Here is a 20,014-nt window from a genome sequence, read left to right as displayed (position 1 = left end):
TATATAATCAGACTGTCTGCTGACTTACCGCTTTTTTAAATTCATCCATAATTTCGCTTTCGGTAAAACCGAGCCTTTTCATGCTTTCCATAAAAGCGGCTATATTTTCTGCGGCAACCGCTTCTCTTACACCTTTTATCATGTCCTCATCCTCCGTAACAAATCGTCCGCTCGTTCTTTTTGAATGAACAAGACCATCTCTCTCCAATTCAGCCAATGCTCTCTGCATTGTATTCGGATTTACTCCGGCCTGTTCTGCAAGCTCTCTTACAGATGAAAGTCTGCCGCCGAGCTCCCATTCGCTGGAAATGATTTTTATTTTAATCTGCTCTACAAGCTGAGAGTATATCGGTCTGTCATCTTTAAATGTCCATGCCATATAATCACTCCTTTTTGTTTAAGTGTATCTTTGTACTAATCACTTAATACAATTATACAATAATACAGTTTCATGTCAATAGTTTTTTCAAAAAAAATATCCGCAATAAAATTGCAGACATAAAAACGGCCTATATTCAAAGAATATAGACCGATAATTTAAGCGGAAAGTATTAGGAAACAAAGAGTTTCCTAAGTGGAATCCATCCAGTCATGACTTTTGCTTTGAAAAAGCAAAAGCGGCTTCGCCGCCGCACTTTCTTGTGCGGTCAATAGACGGGATTCACTCCCGTCGAGGAGAATAGCGAGTTTCAAGGCTTTAGCCGATGGAATGAGCTATTCATGCTTATGTTTAAGCAAGTCGAAATCCTAATTTCGACTTAAGTTTCTAATCTCTCCTTCTTCCTCCGAATATAATTATAAGTCTGAGGAAGTTGGCAAGTGCAACTGCCGTTGACGCAACGTAAGTCATTGCCGCCGCCGAAAGCACCTTTTTAACTCCGCCGATTTCATCATCATAAAGTATTCCGCTGTCACCAAGACATGCAACCGCTCTTCTTGATGCATTGAACTCGACAGGAAGAGTAATAATAGTAAACACAACCGACAATCCGAAAAGAAGTATTCCGAGATTAATCATTGTGTTGCCCATTACCGAGCTGAAGCTGAACAATATTCCGAGGAAAATCAACGGCATTGAAAGTGTTGAGCCTAAGTTTGCAAGCGGAACCATTACCGTTCTCAATGTAAGCGGTACATATCCTCTTGCATGCTGAATGGCATGTCCGGTTTCATGTGCGGCAACACCGATAGCCGCAACCGATGTATCGGAATAAACACTGTCCGAAAGTCGCAGAACTTTTTTCGACGGGTCATAATGGTCTGTGAGATTTCCCGAAACTCTTTCTATGCTTACGTCATATATTCCGTTAAGCTCCATTAATCTTCTTGCCGCCTGTGCTCCAGTCATTCCGCTGCGTGATGCAACCCTTGAATATTTTTTAAATGTGGAATTAACCTTATTCTGTGCATATAGTGCAAGAATCATTGCAGGTATTACCAGAACGATATATGTCCAATCAATATAATAAAACATAAAACCGCCTCCTGTTTATTTCAAAATTGTGCCTTTTTCTATGGCATGGCCTCTCATATAAGCATCGGCAGACATTCTCTTTCCGCCCTGTGCCTGAACCTCTTTAACAGCAACGGCACCTTCGGCAGTCATGACAACAAAATCTCTTTTTCTTACATCAACGATAGTTCCCGGTTCTCCGTTATAATCCCCGTCAATCGTTTCCGCAAACCATATTTTAAGCTTTTCGTCATTGAGCATAGTATATGCAACAGGCTGTGGATTAAGTCCTTTTATCAGATTAACAATATCTGTATTTTTTCCGTTCCAGTTAATATGCTCAAGCTCAGGCTTAATCATAGGTGCAAAGGTAGCCTCGTCATCATTCTGAGGTATTCTTTTGACTTCACCATTTTCGATTAAATCAAGAGTTTTTATAAGCAGATCAGCCCCGATAACGGAAAGTCTGTCATATAACGAACCATAGGTATCGTCAGGCTTAATCTTTTCTTTTGCCTTTAATATCATATCTCCGCTGTCGAGTCCCTTTGCCATATACATTGTTGTAACTCCGCCGAACTCTTCGCCGTTAATAATCGACCACTGTATAGGTGCGGCTCCTCTGTACTGCGGAAGTATAGAACCATGCACATTTATACAGCCGTATTTGGGAATATTGAGTATTTCCTCGGACAATATCTGTCCGAAGGCAACAACAACCATAATGTCCGGCTGATATTCTTTGAGTATTTCAACAAATTCCGGTGTTTTGACCTTCTGCGGCTGATAAACCGTTATATTGTGTTCGAGTGCTTTTTCCTTTACAACGGGAAAAACCATCTTTTTGCCTCTTCCCTTCGGCTTATCCGGCTGTGTAACAACCGCAAGAACTTCATGTTTTTCAATCAAAGCCTCCAGAGTAGGAACGGCAAAATCCGGAGTTCCCATAAAAATTACTCTCATAGCATTTCTCCTTTAACTAATCAATTAATATTTAATTTCACCCTTGGCTTTATCAATGTAAAGAATTCCGTCAAGATGATCAAGTTCATGGCATAATGCTCTTGCCATAAGTCCTCTGCCTTCAACGATTATTTCTTCTCCATTTCTGTTAAGAGCTTTTACCTTTGCATAATCGGGACGTTCAACCTCTGCTGTTGCTCCGGGAATGCTTAAGCAACCTTCATCGCCGGACTGTAAACCGGCAGTTTCGAGTATTTCCGGATTGATAAGCTCAACAAGACCGTTTCCGATGTCAATAACAACCGCTCTTCTGAGTATACCAACCTGAGGAGCCGCAAGACCTACTCCGTCGGCATCATACATTGTATCTGCCATGTCATCAAGAAGATCAAGTGTTGATTTTGTAATTTCGTTTACAGGTTTACATATTTTTCTTAAAACGGGATCGTTACCTGTTCTTATTTTTCTTAAAGCCATAATTATACCTCCGTTACGGTTATTTAAACTGTTTGCAAAAATCTCATTCTGCGATTAAATTTCATTATAACATAAATATTCATTCAATAAAACGATTTTAAATTAAAATTCAATTAGCTTATAATTAGTAGTAAAAAAACGACAATAATTATTACAAATTTATTAACAATTTGTAAACAAATGCTGTTTTTAATATAATTCTCTTTTTTTATGTGTTTTTATGTTGTATAATGATAAACAGACAAAAAATAAAGTAAGGTGATAAAGTGAAAAAATCTATGAAATACATACTGGCAATAGTTGCCGCAATATCTCTTTCGATTAGCGCATTGCCAAACACATCTGTTTCGGCAAAATCACTTTCTGAACTCCAGAAGGAAAGAAACAATCTTGCCCAGCAAACAAAGGATGCGAAATCAAAGCTTGCAGAGGCTCAGAAGAAACAGGAAAACGTTATGTCTGAAATACAGGCCATGGATGCCGTTGTTAATGCCGCACAGCGTGAAGTTGATGAAGCACAGGCAGACCTTGACGACGTAAACCAGCGTCTTGAAGAATCCAAGCAGGCATACGAAGAAGCAACCCAAAAACGTGAACAGCAGTTTGAAACACTTTCCGGAAGAATGCAGTATTTCTACGAAAACAGTGATTTAAGCTATCTCGAAATAGTTCTTACCTCCGAAAACTTCGGCGATATGATAAGAAGAGTCCAGTATATGGATGACATAATGTCATACGACAACACAATGCTCGACGAGCTTACAAAAACACAGGAGGAAATCTCCAAAAGAACAGAAGAAATCCGTGAAGAACGTGAACAATCCGAATATCTTCTCAGCGTTGCAGAGGACAAACGTAATGAATTAAACGGAATTCTTGAAGAAAAACAGGCGCTTTATAACTCATACGTTCAGGATGAGGCTAAATATAACGAAATTGTTGCCAGCAACGAAAAGGCAAGCGAAGAAGCTCAGGCTCTTATCAACAAGCTTCTTGCCGAACAGGCTGCGGCAGAAGCTAAAGCAAGAGCAAATAATTCGGCATCAACTCAGTCTACATATGTATATACCGGCGGCACTCTCAACTGGCCCGTTCCTTCAAGAGCTGCATCAAGCTCAAGTCTTTCAAGCGGATATGTTTCCAGAAGCAGACCTATAGGTTCCGGTACGGAATTCCACACTGGCTATGACATTCCTGCATCATACGGTTCGGCAGTTGTTGCAGCAGAAGCCGGAACGGTTATTTATGCCGGCTGGATGAACGGTTACGGAAATACGGTAATGATAAGCCATGGTAGCGGTCTTGTTACTCTTTACGGCCATAACTCAAGCCTTACGGTTTCAAAAGGCGATACAGTATCAAGAGGACAGCAGATTGCAAAAATCGGAAGTACAGGTAACTCAACAGGCAACCATTGCCACTTTGAGGTTCGTGTAAACGGAGCTCATACAAATCCCGCACCTTATCTTGGTGTAGGCAATATCGCATCTTAATCAAAAACGATAAATCCCCTTCATCATGCTATAAGCATTGACGAAGGGGATATTTTTTAGAATCTTATTTTATCTCTTGTTATATCCTTTAATGATGCACAATCAGTCATCATCATTATTTCTCTGAGCTCATCAGCAATCTTTCTTGTGTATATCTCAACACCTTCCTGCTTTCCGCCATGAGCCGCAATGGCATAAGGTCTACCGATAAGCACACCGTCTGCACCGAGTGCGATAGCCTTGAACACATCGGAGCCGGAACGTATACCGCCATCAACAAGTATCTTGATTCTGTCACCGACAGCCTCTCGTATTTCCGGAACAACCGAGCAAGGTGCCGGAGTATCCTCAAGAACTCTTCCGCCATGTGTCGAAACGATAATTCCGTATGCACCGGCATCTGCACACTTAAGCGCACTCTTTGCCGTCATAATTCCCTTTATGATAAGCGGAAGCTTTGTTGCTGATGTAATTCTTTTATACTCATCAACGGATTTTGTTGTTACCGGCTTACCCATGAGTTTAAGATTGACAAGTGCGGCCGAGTCAACATCCATTGCAAATCCGATTGCTCCGCATTCCTCAAGCTTTCTTACATGGTGCATAACCTTATCGTATTCCCAAGGCTTTATTGTTGATATTGCTATACCGTCTGCCTCCTTTATTATAGGGAGCGTTGCCGGAAAAAAGCTGTCATCAGGGCCGTCACCGGTGAAAGCAAGGGTATTGCAGGCTCTTGCGCCGAAAACAACAGCCTTTGAATATTCCGATTCATCAAGATAATTTGTATAGTTAAATGCCATGCCACCGATAGGTGCAATAAAGAACGGCACATCAAATTTATGTCCTAAAAATTCAATCGATGTATCAATTTCCTTTTCCTCATGTATTGTATCCATATTTACATATACCGATTTAAGAAAATCTCTGCATACAGTAAATGCCCTTCCGCTTTTAACTCCGCCTGCTCCCGGAACCTGTCCTTTGCACGCTATTCCGTTGCATTCGGGACAAACCTTGCATTTTGGTGCCATAGTCTTTTTTGCGTTTTCAAGTACTTCTTCATAAGTCATATTAAATAATCCTCCACAATTATTTTCTTAATGCCTTTTTGTTCTCCTGAATTTGTTCGTCCAACTCATTAAGATAGACCCATCTGTCCATTGTTTCCTCAAGAGTTTTCTCAAGCTCATTCTTCTTTTCCGTAAGCTCCTGGAGCTTAACATAATCCGTCGATATTTTGCTCATTTCCTCTTCGGTTTTTGCAATTTCGTTTTCAAGCTTTTCAATATCGTCGTTTATTGTTTCAAATTCCTTCTGCTCCTTATAAGACATTTTGAGCGGTTTATCCTTATCCTTTTCCTGTTTCTGCGGTTTTAGCTCTTCTTTTTTAATTACAGGCTGCTGTTCGGCAATTCTTTCCTCATGCTGTCTTAAATAGTCGCTGTAACCGCCTTCATACTGCACAATTTTTCCGCTGCCTTCAAAAGCAAATATTCTGTCAACAACTTTATCAAGAAAATATCTGTCATGGCTTACCGTAACAACTGCACCGTTAAAGCTGTCCAGATATTCCTCAAGTATGCTCAATGTTGCAATATCAAGGTCATTGGTAGGCTCGTCAAGGAATAGTATATTCGGTGCCTCAACAAGTATTTTAAGAAGATAAAGCCTTCTTTTCTCACCACCGGAAAGCTTTCCTATCGGTGCCCACTGCATTATCGGCGGAAAAAGAAACTTTTCAAGCATCTGTGACGCTGTTATTCTTCCGTCTGCTGTCTGCACATATTCCGCTGTGTCCTTAATGTAATCAATAACTCTCTGTTCCGGATCCATAACCTCATTATGCTGTGCGAATACGCCTATTTTAACGGTTTCGCCTGTTTCGACCATACCGCTGTCGGGCTGTATTTCTCCCGTAAGCATTTTAAGAAGCGTTGATTTTCCGCAGCCATTAGGCCCTATGATACCTATTCGGTCATGCTTAAGAATTATATAGCTGAAATCATCAATATACTTTTTGCCGTCATAAGCTTTTGATATATCCTCTGCTATAATCGTCTTTCTTCCAAGTCTTGATGAAGCCACGCTTATTTCCAAATCATTTTTTGAATGCTGAACATGCATTGAATTGACTTCATTAAAACGCTCAAGTCTTGCCTTCTGCTTTGTGCTTCTTGCCTGTGCTCCCCTTTTTACCCATTCCAGTTCGTTACGCAAAAAGTTCTGACGTTTTTTCTCCATTGAAACCGCAAGCTCTTCTCTTGCCGCCTTTGCCTCAAGAAAACCGCTGTAATTGGTAGTATAGCAATACATTTTTGTGCCTTCGATTTCGATGGTCTTGTTTACAACTCGGTCAAGAAAATATCTGTCATGGGTTACCATAAGCAATGCGCCTTTATATTTTTCAAGATACTTTTCAAGCCAATCAATAGATTCGTTATCAATATGGTTAGTCGGTTCATCCAATATAAGCAGATCAACAGGCGTTATAAGTGCTCTTGCCAAAGCCATACGTTTGAGCTGTCCTCCTGAAAGCGTTCCTGCTTTTTTATAGAAATCATTCAGACTTAGCTTTGTAAGAACCGTTTTGGCATCACTTTCAAGATTCCACGCATTTGCAGCATCCATTTTATCATTAAGTGCATAAAGCTTTTTCTCTGCGTCCTTTTCGCCCAGCTCAACGGCTCTGACTGCCTGTTCATACTCCTTAATAAGCTTTATAACAGGATTATTACTGTTAAAAACCTGTCCCAATACGGTATCCTCCGGATCGTAGTCGGGAGTCTGCGGAAGATAGCCAATTCTTAAGCCGTTCATCTTGACTATATTTCCGCTGTCTGCCGTTTCCGCTCCTGCAATAATTTTGAGAAGTGTGGATTTTCCTGTTCCGTTTATACCTATAACACCGATCTTGTCGCCGGCATCAATACCAAATGTAATATTTTCAAATACTTTTTTCTCTCCAAAGGTTTTCGTAAGACCTTCAACTGTTAATAAATTCATGCTTTTCTCTCCGATTCTGAATGAAAATATAATAAAAGAATACAGCAAAAATCAACTTTTTGCAATAATATGAATTTGTATGAAGCAGTATACCGCATAAAGAGAATTAATTTGTAATAAAAATGTAATTTACGTTTTATCAAATATGTGCTATAATGCTTATGCAATAAAGGAGGTGTGCATAATGGCAAAGGAAAAAACTTCAAGGCTTATAGCCCAGAACAAAAAGGCTTACCATGATTATTTCATTGAAGAAACATATCAGGCCGGTATTTCATTGGCCGGAACAGAGGTAAAGAGTCTTCGTTTGGGAAAATGCAGTCTTAAAGAAAGCTTTATCAGAATTGAAAACGGTTCTGCTTTTGTTTACAATATGCACATAAGTCCTTATGAACAGGGAAATATATTCAACAAAGAGCCTTTAAGAACACGCCGTCTTCTGCTCCACAAGCATGAGATAAACAAAATATCCGGTGCAATAACCGCAACAGGATATACGGTTGTTCCGCTCAGAGTATATTTCGATCACGGTTTGGTCAAAATGGACATTGGCATTGCCAAAGGTAAAAAGCTTTATGACAAACGCCAGACAATAGCCAAAAACGACCAAAGACGTGAAGCCGAAAAGGATTTCAAAATCAGAAATCTCGGTGTTTAAGCTATTTTCACACGCTACGGGGCTGTAATGGTTTCGACAGGGGTTTTGAAAATAGGGATAGCCATCCGCAGTATCGGTCAACTGCGTATCAAGGCCGTAAATTTTTAAAAAGAAACGACGAAAATTATTCTTTAATGGCTGCCTAAGCGCAGCCCGTCGGCCCGGAATTGCTCACAGTTCCGGTAACCGGCGTCGACCTTGTGAGGACCTATTTCACTTAAGCTTTGCGGTGAAATAAGATAAATGAAGCTACCTGATTTCCCAGCCTGATTGTCGGCGGAGAATGACGGGAATTTTAAATGACAATCTGTGATGGGAGAAGTCCTTATCGATGGATCTTTGGACAGGAGTTCGATTCTCCTCAGCTCCATCAAAAAAGTCCACTGTAATATCGAAAGAATTACGGTGGACTTTTTCTTATGTAAATATATACATTTATAAAGTAAAATAATTATAATGAGTGCGGAGATTTAATAATGAATATTGAATTAAAACCTGCAGTAATGTCCGATTTGGATATTATCCGCAATTTATATTATAAACTGTTAGACAGTTCCGAAATCTATTCTACAATATTGCGATGGAAAAAAGGTGTATATCCTTCTGATACAGATTGGATACCATATATAAAAAATAATGAGATGTACTTGACATTGCTTGATGGTGACCTTGTGGGCGCCGTTGTTATAACAAAATCACAGACAAAAGAATATCAAAATATCCCATGGCAAATCAACATCGCAGATGAAGAAGTTTCTGTCATTCATTTACTTGCGATTGATCCCGAGCAACAAGGAAAAGGTCTTGCAACTGTCATTCTTGATGAAGTTATAAAAAATGCAATTGCAATGAAAAAACGTGCAGTAAGACTTGATGCCATAAGCACCAATATTCCTGCACAGAAATTATACGAAAAATACGGTTTCATAAACTGCGGTACCCAACAGCTTTATTACGCAAGCACAGGCTGGACAAGCTTTGTTTTTTATGAATATCTTTTATAAAAAATATAATTAAATCGTTTTTCATTCCATTCAAAATCAATGGATACATAAATCTAAAATAAAGGAGTACCTATATGCCAAACAACAACATAAATTTATCTACATCAAAGAGATTTGACATCAGTACGGCAACACTTCATATTCTTGCCATGGCTCTTATGCTTATGGATCACCTTTGGGCAACACTTCTTCCCGCACAGGAATGGCTTACATGCGTTGGAAGACTTGCTTTCCCAATATTCGCCTTTATGGCTGTGGAAGGATATTTTCATACCCACGATTTCAAAAAATATGCACTGCGTATGCTGTTATTTGCTGTAATTTCCGAAATACCATTCGATTTTATGTACGGCGGTACATGGTTTTATCCTGTCCATCAAAATGTTATATGGACACTTCTTTTGGGGCTTTTGGGCATTAACATTATGGAAACAGCTCGCAAAAAGCGTAAAAAATGGGCTTTTATATTAATATCTGTAATTGTTGTTATAGTCGGAGCAGCGCTTGGAACATTATGTATGTTAGATTACTATGGCACCGGCGTTCTTACGATATTTATTTTCTATTTCTTCCATGGCAGAAAATGGTGGTGTCTGCTCGGACAGCTCGTTGCACTCTACTGGGTCAATGTGGAACTGTTAGGTGGCTTGGTATACCCTATTCAGCTGTTCGGTATGGAATTTGAGCTTTGTCAGCAGGGTCTTGCTTTGCTTTCACTTATTCCCATATGGCTCTATCGTGGCCGTCAGGGATACCATAGCAAACCGTTCCAATACTTCTGCTATGCTTTTTACCCCGTTCATATGGCAATAATCGTATTGGTGTTGAATTTTGTGACCCGTTGATAAATATATTGGTTTTTATGCAAAATCGGAGATATAAGTATGACCCGTACAGAATTAAAAGAATACATACAAAACAATTACGGCACAGAACCCGATTATCCCTGGGGTAAACATCAAAATCACGAGGTATACCGCCATATCAACAACAAAAAATGGTTTGCCCTAATTATGGATGTGCCAAAAAACAAGCTATGTTTACACTACGACGGTATTTTAGATGTAGTTAATTTAAAATGCGATCCAATACTTATATGCTCATTGCTTGGCGAAAACGGATTTTTTCCTGCCTACCATATGAACAAAAACAGTTGGATAACAGTTGCTCTTGACAATACAGTCGATGACGAAAAAATCAAATTTCTTCTTGATATGAGCTTTAATGCAACTGCATCAAAAATCTGTAAGCATAAACCTGATATAAAACTCTAAATTCAACCTATACTGTTTTTCCGAAATCAAAACAATCCGAACCGACGACTACTCTGCCGAAGGTTCGGATCTCTTTATTTATACCGTTTTATGAATAACATATATACTATCAATTATTTTTTACAATGCTATCCATAGATTCAAGCAATGTATTAACATCCTCCGCCTTTCTTGCCTTACGACAGAATATCAATAGCCTGCCATCCTCATGCTTATAGCTACAGGTTACCAACACCATTATCTGATCCTCTGCCGTCACATCGACAGGAATATCATACAATGACCGTTCTCTTATTTCTTCAATAATTTTTTTCGTACCATCCAAATCAATCTCATCAAATCGTCTCAAATCAAAGTAGTTTTTATTTTCTTCGAGCATTGATGAATCAAATACCGAAAACACAACATATTTTTCCGCTTCACTTGAATATAATGAACTCCATTCAATAACAATATTATTTTTAAGCTGTTCAATATTAAGATATTCTTTCAGACTTCCAAATTTACTGCCATCTCTCAAATCATGTCCGTAAACAATTACATATTTGTCATTTTCCAAATCAGTATTTTCAACATCAACAAACACGGTTCCGCTACTGCTTTTCTTTTGATAAAAATCGTGATTCAAATAAAACTCATTATCACGATATACAACCGGTTCATCAGCCAGATTACCAACCTTTATCCAACCGACTGTTTCGGGGTTTATTTGCAACAGCAGTATGAATCTATCCTGTATCTGCTCAGTGTTCAAATCGACATTGTCATCGCATTCAGAATTTTTATTTTTCAAATCGCTGTAATCGTCCCGCTCTTTCGTAACAGAGTTATTATTCCCATAGTAAAGCTCGCATATTTTGCTTGTTTGCACTCTCTCATTATGGCGTATAAGTGAAGTAGCTATCAAAAAAGCTGTTAACAGCAATGCTATACATAACGCCACAATCGACAAAATCCGATATTTATTTTTATGTTTCGCATTGTGTTTTCTGTTCATCATACTTCTTCCTTCTTTTTATAACAAACAAATGCTGTTATAAGAGAAATAATTATACCGGCCATAAGCAATGCACGAAGCTCATAAAGATTATCGCCTGTCTTGGGAACATCGGTATTTCTATGTTCATTATGTTCTTCCTTTTTAATTGAATTATCTTCAATTTTTCCGTCAGCTTCTTCTTTAGGTTCTTCCTTAGGCTTTTCTTCGGGCTTTTCCTCAGACTTTTCCTCATGGTTTTCTTCGGGTTCATCCTCAGGTTCATCCTCAGGTTCATCCTCTGGCTCTTCCTCTGGCTCTTCTTCAGGTTCATCATCGTGTGCTTCTTCATTTAAAAGATAATGAGATGCTGTCCACTCAATCATTTCACTTTCTGAATCGAAGCTATGTGAACGAACCTTAACTACGGGCTCCTTAACATTAAATTTAAAATTTACGTTCAAATCTATTTCCTGATCAGATTGACCTGCACCTATGAACGTCTGCGATGCAGTTGAATCATTTCCGATGTCTGTATTGCAAGTAAACAGATAAACTCCATTTTCCATATGCTGAGTGCCCTTTAAATTAAGCGTAACAGGAGTACCGTCCTTAAGCATAAGACCTGTCAATTTATAGGAACCATCACTATTTTTTTCTGCCAGCTTTTCTCCCTCTGCCGCTGTACCGCTCAAACGATATACGTCAATATTTTCATTATCTGCAGAAACATATAACAACAGATCACTTGTCTTATCGTCAAGCTTCGCCGCCATTGTTATGGTCATATCAGTGTTATACTTGCCGTCTGCCTGCTTTTCTTTTACAGTAAGCTCAATTCTTTTAGCAAAGTCGTCCTTTGTAATAAGTGTATTTGAAGCATCTGCAGGAGTTCCTTCCATATTGATAAGGTACTTATAAATATTATTTATAACAGCCTTTTTATTTGGATCTATTTCTTTAAAGCTCTGACCACCAAGATAATACTTACCAACTATATCCTCAGCATTCAAAAGCATTTCACCACTGTTTCCGTAATGCCAAATTGCCGCCTGTGTTGCCGTTATTGCCATACCGTCCGTAAGATTTGCAGCCTGTTCAGCCGTTAATACGCCTGCATCTGTCAACATTTTTCTGAATGCATCAAGGCTTCCCGGTGTCGGTGATTCTGCATTATTGCTTACATTACTAACACCCCAATAGCCCTTAAGAACTATTGAACGCATCTTTTCTGCCTCTTCTTTTCCGATATATCCGGCATCCTCAAGCTTATTCATATTGTAGTTTGCACCAGGCTTTGGATTAACCTCAAAGTCCGCGCAATATACATAATATTTTTCATTATTTTTTCCTTCAAGTATAAACTGATGTGGCTGCCATGTATCAACATCGCCGGCTTTAACACGAATCATACTTTCTATACCGTAAGTTCCAAGCCACTGGAAATACTGTCCGTTAATATCATATATGCTTGGACGAACTGTCTGTCGATTATAAAGTTCATTTCTCGGATCTACGTTTCCGGTACCTAAATTGGACAATCCCGGAACATAAGTTGAAAAACTACCGTTATCAAATATCGTATTACCTATAACATCGCCCATTTGACCTGAAACGATACGTTCTCCGCCTTCAACTTCACTACCGAATTCTGAATAATTATTTTTTGTCAGTGTTGTTTCTGTAGTAATATATTTTTTCAAGCCATCTTCTGTTTTTTCTATTTTAGTAGCAATCGAAACATATCCGCCCATCACAGGATCTGAAAAATGCACAGCTTTTCCATCCTCAATAGTTACGACTGTATATCCTACAACATTTCCGTCGCCGTTGCGAAGCTCAGCAACGACCTGTCCATTTAATACATTGCCGTCCGAATCCTTTTCAGGTTCACTTACTATAGGTTTTTCAGGAAGCTTAAATTCATAAGATGTTTTTCCGCCTTCTGGGCTTATTTCAGCGTTTTCGGGAGGAGTTGTTTCTTCTGTAGTAGCCGGAACTGTTTCCGAAATCTCAGTTCTGTAACCTGTTATTCGACCATTTGCATCCCTTGTAAAAATAACCTTTTCTTCTCTGATTTTACCGTCAGTGTCTGTTATTTTTCTGGTATAAGTTGTGTCACTGCCAACATTTTCAACAGTAACATTTGTAACTATTCCATTTTCTTCTTTGCTGCTTCCGTCGGTTATCCATTTAGTGCCCTCGCCATCATCTTTTCTGATCCACTCTGGAATATCAAGCTTATCTTCATCAAACCACGCATCAGCATTTTCACTTTTTTCATCTTTTCCGCCCGGTGTAAGAACAATAGTAACATTAGGAACTTCAGATTCAATGTTCAAGCCACCTTCTGTTTCACCTTTTCCGTTGTCCGTAGTTATCTCTTCTTCATTTCCTTTGTCAGAGGTTTCTATTATTGTTGTTTCGCTTCCTTGGGCACTGCCTTCGGAACTAATAATTTTGCCTTTTTTGTCATATATATCGGTTGACTCAACAGTCTCCTGGCCTTCAACCGTTTCGCTTTCCCACTTTTTATCAATTTCAATTGTTATTGTTGTTTCGCCTGAATTTTCATCTGTTTCCGTATTAGTTGTTTTTGTTATTGCAGGAGTTTCCGGAGTACCTTCGCCGGTTGTTTCCACAATCTCTTCAGCCATCGCAATACTTGAAAAGGTTGTCATAGTCATTCCTGCTATAAGTAAATATGAAATAATTTTATAAAATTTTTTCTTCATATTGGTCAACCTCCATGCCGAAAAACAATTAAAATGTATTCAGTTTTAAAAAGGCACATTTTGTCTTAATATATCCATGGACAAAATGTGCCTTAGCAACTTGTATTTATAGCTACGCATAAGTCAAAAACATCTATCTTTATTTCTTCCGTCCACAGATATATTTGTTTAATTTCAGATATAAATTTCATCTTAGTTCCTCCTTTCTGTAAACATTTCGTAAGTATATTGTAATTTATATATATATTATATTATCATACATTCTGTTAAATTACAATATTTAAATCAAATTTAAGCATTGTAATATATATGTTGTTGCATTATAAGATATATATTTTTTAATCATAGCAAAAATTATCAATTTAATTGTTTTATTTTAATACAATATAGCTATAAATAACCTATTCATAAACTTTTAATACTTTTTTACGTCAAAATGTGTTGTACTCCTAACAAAAAAAATATACAATAAGTATATTAAATGATACGGAGATTAATTATGAAAAACAGACATTCTACTGTTTCTGCAGACAATTCTCCTGCAAATACAGACAGTAAAGATGAAATCATAAATATAGTTACAACGACCGACCTACACTCGCATTTAAACAGCTTTATTACTAATAAAGACGGAAAAAATACAGAACTCGGCGGTCTTTCAAGAATAAAAACCGTAATAGACAAGCTTGGTGACAATACTCTTGTTTTCGATTCCGGCGATTTTTCCATGGGAACACTGTTCCAGACCATGTACCGCCGGGAGGCCTTTGAACTGAGAAGTCTTGGACTTATCGGATGCAGTGCCACAACAATAGGAAACCATGAGTTTGATTACGGCACAGAAGGTATCATTTCTATGCTTAAAAGTGCAAACAACAGCGGTGATACTCTGCCCGAAATAGTTCTTTGCAACATAAACAGAGCCAAAATGGAGGAAAAGGGTCTTTCAGAGGAGCAGCAAAATTTACTCGATGCCTTTGACCGTTTTAATATAAAAAAATACACAGTAATTTATCACAACGGTTTAAAAATAGCCGTAACCGGCGTATTCGGCAAAAATGCCTTTTCATGTGCCCCATCCTGCTGTCTTATATTTTCAAGTCCAATCTCTGCCCTGAAAGAAACGGTACATGAGATAAAAACCAACGAAAATCCGGATATGATTATCTGTCTTTCTCATTGCGGAACAAGTGAAAAATACAGAAAATCCGAAGACGAGCATATTGCAAAAGCCGTACCAGATATTGATTTAATTTTAAGCGGACATTCCCATATACGCATAGATGAACCTATAATACACGGAAATACTGTCATCATTTCTCCGGGTGAATACGGAAAATATGCCGGTATTATCAAAATGCACAGAAATCATTCAAAGCGCTGGACATTAGACGGATACAAGCTTGTACTTATTGACAACTCTATTGTGCAGAACAAATTTGTTCAAGACAAGATTGACGGCTATATGGAAAAGGTAAACCAAAATTATCTTGCCATGTTCGAATGCTCAAGTAAAGAAATTCTTGCTAAAAACAACATTGATTTCAGCACGCAAAAGGATTTGGAAAATAAACATACAGAAAACAATTTAGGCAATCTTATTTCCGATGCCTACCGATATGCCGCCGAAAAGGCCCTTGGCGAAAAAATAGATGTTGCAATAGTTCCTTCGGGTGTTATTCGCGACACATATCCCAAAGGAAGTATAACTGTTGAAAACGTATTTAACTCTCTTTCGCTCGGAAAGGGTCCTGATGATATATCCGGAAATCCTCTCATACATGTGTATATTACACAAAAGGAACTCATGTTCATGATGGAAATAGACGCATCAATATCGGATTATATAAAAACATCAAGATTTTACATGAGCGGATTACATTTTAAATATAATCCGCACAGGGTGTTAATGAATAAGATCTTTGAAATATATTTTGTTGATGACAACAACAAACATTATGCCGTTGATGACAGCCGTATGTTCAGTGCAGTGCTCGACCTTTACACATGGAATATGTTCAACTCAGCACAGTATCGTGTAAAAGGCATTATGAAAGTTCAGCCCAAAAACCGTATCGGCGACAAATATAAAAACATTAACGATTCCATTATCTATTACAAAGGTCATGAACTTAAGGCCTGGAATGCTGTAACAAAATACATGAGATCATTTCCTGCCGATAATGACGGAATACCGGTTATTCCGGATTATTACGCAACTCTTCATGGCAGAAAAATAAGATGTGAAGACATAAGCTTTTCGGCGATATTCTCACATCTTAACAAATATGCCAGAGTTCTGATTAAGTTCTTTTCAACATTGGGTATAATAGCTATTATAATAGTAATACAAATAATTAAATTTATTTTTTTCATATTTTAATAAAACAAAGTAAAACATGGATATCACCGTTTGTTGGCATATCCATGTTTTTGTTTTTAAGTTCTTTAAAAATATCAATCCGGTGTTTTTGTCAACATTACTACGCTCTCCACGTGCGGGGTAAGCTAACACCGCATTATCATGCGTGGACACCTGTACTTTCTTACAAATTAACACCCTTATGAAAAAAACTCAACTTTTAACACCCAAAATTTATAACTATACTTCTGTCTAACTATTTATCTTGTACTCCGGCATTAAAAAATTAGGAATTTCATCTGGTTTGATCTGCTTATATTCCAGTAACTGTTCTAATGGTCTAAGCATTCCTAAATGCGGCTCCCCATTATTCTCCTGTCCCAATAATTTTAATTTTTCATTATCCCTGACAATATCTTCTATCGTTTTTGAAAAATAATAGTTCTCAGTATTCGCAAAAATCAAATAATTTATATATTGCAGCTTCTTACTCGCAGACATACAATTCATCTGATGTAGAAAGCTTCTATAATTTCTATCCTTCTTATGATAAAATACTCCAACTACCGTTTCATGTTCAATAGGGAATACACACATGTACATTGTTTGCATATGAAGATTTGGATCCGGATTATAGATATCGTTAATCACAGTCCCTTCGATATCCTTATATAGTGTAATTGGCGTCTGAACAGCTATCGGAGTAACGTAAGGTAATTTCTCCCAAAATACAATTTTAAACCCATCTTTTTCATTATTTTGGATAATTCGTTTGTAAACATCCATATCAAACATATAATCATTTATATCTAATAACTTATCTTCATCTAACTGTTCTTTGTTTATTATCGCACCTGACCTTTTTTGAAAAATATCAAAAAGAGCTATTTCCTCATTTCTTTTCGATAGCATTTGTAACATACTTTTTAATGCAATTTCCGCAAGCATTTTATCTGTGGGATCATTAAGCAATGCCTCTTTATTTTCATAGTCTTGAAAATATAAAGCATCACATTCTCTGCATATAAAATGGAAAGTTCCAGACTTTTTTATTCCCGATTCTAAATCTACCACATCAATTTCATCCATTAACACCCATGGTTCTAAAACTTTTCCTTCACATGCTATTGTTTTTAAGATCATGTGTGGAATAGAATGCGAATTACAAAAACTTGTTTGTGTTTTTCCACATAGGATACATTTATCTGGTTTTGCAGTTTCTCTCGCCTTCTTTAATAATTTATTGATATCTTTTCTCAGTCCAATTGTTTCTATAAAAACCCGCCTCTTTTCTTAATGCACATCACATATCCACAATATAATATTTCCAGTTGTTTATGGATTTCCACTCAACCTGATACTCTCCATGAACATCTATACTTTCATCCTTTTTACCAGTTGGCTTTATAATAGTCCCATGAATTGTATTTTCATTTCTAAAATATGAATACACACCATCAACCTTATTTCCAGAATAGAAATTCTTATCCTGCACAAGTGTCACACAGTATGCTCCATCGAATCCTGCCTCTTTGAGCTGTTCCATAAACTTTATATCTTTAACGAAGGAATACATCTGTTCCGGATACTGTCCATTCAGTGGATACTTTAATTCAATCGCATATTTCTCATTCTCATTATAAATAACAATATCTATCTCATGCTTTACTGTACCAGTTATTCCAAAGAACTTAGCATTTCTTTCAAACTGCACTTTATTTCCTGTTAGCTTTGCACGCAGGAAAATTCCTAATTCATGCTGCAAGCTAAACTCGTTATATACCTCGAATTCTTCGTTTCTGATTAAGTCAACAAATTCTTCAAGTAAACTAACTATATCCATTTTACATACCAACCTTTGCAATTCTCCAAGCTTCATCAAAAGAGCAATTATTCTCCCTAGCATACTGGATAAGTTACTTATTCAAATAAGGATACTTTCTTGAATCCACAAAACTCATTCCTGCTTCATGCCATGCTCTGTGATATAAAGCTTATAACTTTTCTTCATCCACATCAAATAATCCCATACTTTTCTTCTAAAGATTCTTCTTAATCTTTTCAATCAGTAGGATATCCGCAGGAAGCCACTTTACATCATATAATTCTTCTTTTGATAACCACCTGGCCGACTCTGCCTCTAACAACTTAAGCTCTCCTTCGACAATGTCACACCAATAACAATCCATCGACAAATGGAATGTTGGATAGTCATGCTCAATGGTGTCGATTAAATCACCTACTTGGATTGTTGTCTCAAGTTCTTCTTTTATCTCGCGCACAAGGGCTTCCTGTGGCGTTTCCCCGGCCTCTATCTTACCGCCCGGAAACTCCCACTGACCTTTAAACTCACCATATCCTCTAGCTGTAGCAAATATCTTATTTTCATTCTTGATAACTGCTGCCACTACTCTTATTGTTTTCATCTATAAAATCTCCAGCAGTTTATTTTTCATGCAAACCTCATAGTTTAGCGTCTTCTCACCAACACTCTTGAAGTTAATAACAATATTTGGTCCTTCCACCTTTTTTATAAGCCCAACTCCATACTTTTTATGATTTACTGTTTTTGCCTCAATATCATCAGGCGCATTCACTATTTTCTTTGGTTCTGGTTTGCTCACCTGCACCGGAATTACAGCACTACTATTCTTCACTTTTTTCTTCTTGTTTTCTTCTAAGAACTTTGCATATTCCGAATCAACATTTTTGCCTCTGTTCTTATAATCTTCAATATCTTTGAACACAAACATTGGAGGCTTTTTCACATCGTTGTCCGGCACTGGTCTAATTGGAAACATCCATACCTTTCTGTCATTTCCATCCTCACCAGGCTGCATATCAGTATATGGTTTATCAACAAGTTCAATTCTTCCGCAGTAAATATACTCTCCAGCATCTATAACCTCAAACAAATGTACATCGACTCCATTAAAATCAGAATCCGCAAGCGTCGCATTCTGGGACCATCTTATATCCTGGTCTCCTGACTTGCCCATTCCTGTATAATGAAGAACACCACCTATCCATTTGTCATGGTAAATTCCTTTTGTATAGTCTGATACAATAACAAGCGTATTTGTGGTTTTGGAACGTCTCATACCACCCATATTTCCACACTTGAATTTTTCTACAATATCAGCATTTTTCAAAATCTGCCCTATCTCTAATCCTGGATTAAACATGCGTTACTCCTTCTCTTTTACATATTTTCCGCTTTTAATTCTCATATCGCTTGGCTTCACAGCCTCCGAAGGAATCGCCCAAAATGAACCAATTTTAGTTGCACCTTCAATTCTTCCTTCAGCACACAAAACCTGGATCCTTCTCTTCGTAATTCCCCATTTTTCTGATGCTTGTTTTATTGAAATGTATTCCATCTTCTTCCTCCAAAACATATCGGAAAACAACCTATACTCGTTGTCAATATTATATACCCAATCGCGAACAAAATCAATCTTGCAAAAAGCCAAGCAACCCACAGCAATCCCTATAATCAAAACCACTAGTTAAACTAGTGGTTTGTACTCGCCCTAGAAGGGCGTATTACAGGCGCAGCATCTTAAGATGCATTGAATGGATTCCGCCAACCGCATTACTATCTCTGGCAGCC

The 20,014-nt window shown here is 37.7% G+C and carries 19 protein-coding genes and 1 other RNA gene; 7 read left to right on the top strand and 13 right to left on the bottom strand.

The genetic code is table 11. From position 1 onward, the window contains the following. Nucleotides 1–7: 7 nt before the first annotated feature. From KQI66_RS09445 to def, 4 genes are all read right to left on the bottom strand, one after another. Nucleotides 8–379 carry a GntR family transcriptional regulator gene (locus KQI66_RS09445; RefSeq protein ID WP_216428952.1) on the bottom strand — a complete coding sequence of 124 codons (372 nt, stop codon included), beginning with the start codon at nt 377–379 and terminating at the stop codon, nt 8–10. Between the two features lie 387 nt (nt 380–766). Then, nucleotides 767–1,474, bottom strand: coding sequence for a zinc metallopeptidase (locus tag KQI66_RS09440; RefSeq protein ID WP_216428950.1), 708 nt, complete (start codon nt 1,472–1,474; stop codon nt 767–769). Between the two features lie 15 nt (nt 1,475–1,489). Next, on the bottom strand, nt 1,490–2,416 hold the full coding sequence (gene fmt, locus KQI66_RS09435) for a methionyl-tRNA formyltransferase (protein WP_216428949.1): 927 nt from the start codon (nt 2,414–2,416) through the stop codon (nt 1,490–1,492). A 24-nt stretch (nt 2,417–2,440) separates the two neighbouring features. Next, nucleotides 2,441–2,893 carry a peptide deformylase gene (gene def, locus KQI66_RS09430; RefSeq protein ID WP_216428948.1) on the bottom strand — a complete coding sequence of 151 codons (453 nt, stop codon included), beginning with the start codon at nt 2,891–2,893 and terminating at the stop codon, nt 2,441–2,443. 266 nt (nt 2,894–3,159) lie between these two features. Between def and KQI66_RS11515 the strand changes: the two genes are divergently transcribed. After that, complete coding sequence (locus KQI66_RS11515; protein WP_216428947.1) at nt 3,160–4,386, top strand: murein hydrolase activator EnvC family protein; 1,227 nt, start codon at nt 3,160–3,162, stop codon at nt 4,384–4,386. A gap of 56 nt (nt 4,387–4,442) precedes the next feature. Here the strand turns inward: KQI66_RS11515 and KQI66_RS09420 are convergent, their stop codons facing one another. Together KQI66_RS09420 and KQI66_RS09415 are read right to left on the bottom strand one after the other, a co-directional pair. Next, nucleotides 4,443–5,459, bottom strand: a complete 1,017-nt coding sequence (locus KQI66_RS09420) for an alpha-hydroxy-acid oxidizing protein (RefSeq protein ID WP_216428946.1) — start codon at nt 5,457–5,459, stop codon at nt 4,443–4,445. A 19-nt stretch (nt 5,460–5,478) separates the two neighbouring features. Continuing rightward, entirely contained in the window at nt 5,479–7,392 is a 1,914-nt protein-coding gene (locus KQI66_RS09415) for an ABC-F family ATP-binding cassette domain-containing protein (RefSeq protein WP_216428945.1), read from the bottom strand. 184 nt (nt 7,393–7,576) lie between these two features. Between KQI66_RS09415 and smpB the strand changes: the two genes are divergently transcribed. The 5 genes from smpB (at nt 7,577) to KQI66_RS09390 (ending at nt 10,328) form a co-directional block, all read left to right on the top strand. Continuing rightward, complete coding sequence (smpB, locus tag KQI66_RS09410) at nt 7,577–8,050, top strand: SsrA-binding protein SmpB (protein WP_216428943.1); 474 nt, start codon at nt 7,577–7,579, stop codon at nt 8,048–8,050. An 18-nt stretch (nt 8,051–8,068) separates the two neighbouring features. After that, nucleotides 8,069–8,423, top strand: a transfer-messenger RNA (tmRNA) gene (gene ssrA, locus KQI66_RS09405). A gap of 103 nt (nt 8,424–8,526) precedes the next feature. Further along, the gene (locus tag KQI66_RS09400; protein WP_216428941.1) at nt 8,527–9,054 is read left to right on the top strand and encodes a GNAT family N-acetyltransferase; all 528 of its coding nucleotides are present in this window, start codon (nt 8,527–8,529) and stop codon (nt 9,052–9,054) included. A 74-nt stretch (nt 9,055–9,128) separates the two neighbouring features. Further along, nucleotides 9,129–9,899: a TraX family protein gene (locus KQI66_RS09395; RefSeq protein WP_216428939.1), complete on the top strand. Its 771-nt coding sequence runs from the start codon at nt 9,129–9,131 to the stop codon at nt 9,897–9,899. A gap of 39 nt (nt 9,900–9,938) precedes the next feature. Then, entirely contained in the window at nt 9,939–10,328 is a 390-nt protein-coding gene (locus tag KQI66_RS09390) for an MmcQ/YjbR family DNA-binding protein (protein WP_216428937.1), read from the top strand. Nucleotides 10,329–10,437: 109 nt separating this feature from the next. Here KQI66_RS09390 and KQI66_RS09385 read toward each other — a convergent pair whose 3' ends face one another. Further along, on the bottom strand, nt 10,438–11,328 hold the full coding sequence (locus KQI66_RS09385) for a class B sortase (protein WP_216428934.1): 891 nt from the start codon (nt 11,326–11,328) through the stop codon (nt 10,438–10,440). Then, the gene (locus KQI66_RS09380) at nt 11,325–14,039 is read right to left on the bottom strand and encodes a thioester domain-containing protein (protein WP_216428932.1); all 2,715 of its coding nucleotides are present in this window, start codon (nt 14,037–14,039) and stop codon (nt 11,325–11,327) included. The genes KQI66_RS09385 and KQI66_RS09380 overlap by 4 nt, the downstream gene beginning before the upstream one ends. A 499-nt stretch (nt 14,040–14,538) precedes the next feature. Between KQI66_RS09380 and KQI66_RS09375 the strand changes: the two genes are divergently transcribed. Then, nucleotides 14,539–16,422 carry a bifunctional metallophosphatase/5'-nucleotidase gene (locus KQI66_RS09375; protein ID WP_216428930.1) on the top strand — a complete coding sequence of 628 codons (1,884 nt, stop codon included), beginning with the start codon at nt 14,539–14,541 and terminating at the stop codon, nt 16,420–16,422. A 231-nt stretch (nt 16,423–16,653) separates the two neighbouring features. Here KQI66_RS09375 and KQI66_RS09370 read toward each other — a convergent pair whose 3' ends face one another. The 5 genes from KQI66_RS09370 to KQI66_RS09350 all read right to left on the bottom strand — a co-directional run bounded on the left by KQI66_RS09370 (nt 16,654) and on the right by KQI66_RS09350 (nt 19,781). Then, nucleotides 16,654–17,544, bottom strand: a complete 891-nt coding sequence (locus KQI66_RS09370; RefSeq protein WP_216428928.1) for a hypothetical protein — start codon at nt 17,542–17,544, stop codon at nt 16,654–16,656. A gap of 160 nt (nt 17,545–17,704) precedes the next feature. Beyond that, nucleotides 17,705–18,280: a hypothetical protein gene (locus tag KQI66_RS09365; RefSeq protein ID WP_253287738.1), complete on the bottom strand. Its 576-nt coding sequence runs from the start codon at nt 18,278–18,280 to the stop codon at nt 17,705–17,707. A gap of 160 nt (nt 18,281–18,440) precedes the next feature. Further along, the gene (mutT, locus tag KQI66_RS09360) at nt 18,441–18,827 is read right to left on the bottom strand and encodes an 8-oxo-dGTP diphosphatase MutT (RefSeq protein WP_216428926.1); all 387 of its coding nucleotides are present in this window, start codon (nt 18,825–18,827) and stop codon (nt 18,441–18,443) included. Next, nucleotides 18,828–19,586 carry an HNH endonuclease gene (locus tag KQI66_RS09355; RefSeq protein WP_216428924.1) on the bottom strand — a complete coding sequence of 253 codons (759 nt, stop codon included), beginning with the start codon at nt 19,584–19,586 and terminating at the stop codon, nt 18,828–18,830. Nucleotides 19,587–19,589: 3 nt separating this feature from the next. Then, nucleotides 19,590–19,781: a DNA-binding protein gene (locus tag KQI66_RS09350; protein WP_055941559.1), complete on the bottom strand. Its 192-nt coding sequence runs from the start codon at nt 19,779–19,781 to the stop codon at nt 19,590–19,592. Nucleotides 19,782–20,014: the final 233 nt, after the last annotated feature.

Origin of the sequence: Anaerotignum sp. MSJ-24 (assembly GCF_018918145.1) — a bacterium.
Lineage (GTDB): Bacteria > Bacillota > Clostridia > Lachnospirales > Anaerotignaceae > Metalachnospira.
The sequence above is the reverse complement of the archived record's forward strand: the minus strand, read 5'-3'. Positions and strand labels throughout refer to the sequence as shown.

Bases quoted from the DNA above. Each gene is read 5' to 3' on its own strand.
- KQI66_RS09390 (WP_216428937.1), top strand. From the start codon at position 9,939: ATGACCCGTACAGAATTAAAAGAATACATACAAAACAATTACGGCACA.
- KQI66_RS09395 (WP_216428939.1), top strand. From the start codon at position 9,129: ATGCCAAACAACAACATAAATTTATCTACATCAAAGAGATTTGACATC.
- KQI66_RS09415 (WP_216428945.1), bottom strand. From the start codon at position 7,392: ATGAATTTATTAACAGTTGAAGGTCTTACGAAAACCTTTGGAGAGAAA.
- KQI66_RS09375 (WP_216428930.1), top strand. From the start codon at position 14,539: ATGAAAAACAGACATTCTACTGTTTCTGCAGACAATTCTCCTGCAAAT.
- def (WP_216428948.1), bottom strand. From the start codon at position 2,893: ATGGCTTTAAGAAAAATAAGAACAGGTAACGATCCCGTTTTAAGAAAA.
- KQI66_RS09355 (WP_216428924.1), bottom strand. From the start codon at position 19,586: ATGTTTAATCCAGGATTAGAGATAGGGCAGATTTTGAAAAATGCTGAT.
- KQI66_RS09440 (WP_216428950.1), bottom strand. From the start codon at position 1,474: ATGTTTTATTATATTGATTGGACATATATCGTTCTGGTAATACCTGCA.
- KQI66_RS09350 (WP_055941559.1), bottom strand. From the start codon at position 19,781: ATGGAATACATTTCAATAAAACAAGCATCAGAAAAATGGGGAATTACG.
- KQI66_RS09420 (WP_216428946.1), bottom strand. From the start codon at position 5,459: ATGACTTATGAAGAAGTACTTGAAAACGCAAAAAAGACTATGGCACCA.
- KQI66_RS09370 (WP_216428928.1), bottom strand. From the start codon at position 17,544: ATGATCTTAAAAACAATAGCATGTGAAGGAAAAGTTTTAGAACCATGG.
- KQI66_RS09385 (WP_216428934.1), bottom strand. From the start codon at position 11,328: ATGATGAACAGAAAACACAATGCGAAACATAAAAATAAATATCGGATT.
- KQI66_RS09400 (WP_216428941.1), top strand. From the start codon at position 8,527: ATGAATATTGAATTAAAACCTGCAGTAATGTCCGATTTGGATATTATC.
- fmt (WP_216428949.1), bottom strand. From the start codon at position 2,416: ATGAGAGTAATTTTTATGGGAACTCCGGATTTTGCCGTTCCTACTCTG.
- KQI66_RS09380 (WP_216428932.1), bottom strand. From the start codon at position 14,039: ATGAAGAAAAAATTTTATAAAATTATTTCATATTTACTTATAGCAGGA.
- smpB (WP_216428943.1), top strand. From the start codon at position 7,577: ATGGCAAAGGAAAAAACTTCAAGGCTTATAGCCCAGAACAAAAAGGCT.
- mutT (WP_216428926.1), bottom strand. From the start codon at position 18,827: ATGAAAACAATAAGAGTAGTGGCAGCAGTTATCAAGAATGAAAATAAG.
- KQI66_RS09445 (WP_216428952.1), bottom strand. From the start codon at position 379: ATGGCATGGACATTTAAAGATGACAGACCGATATACTCTCAGCTTGTA.
- KQI66_RS09365 (WP_253287738.1), bottom strand. From the start codon at position 18,280: ATGAAGCTTGGAGAATTGCAAAGGTTGGTATGTAAAATGGATATAGTT.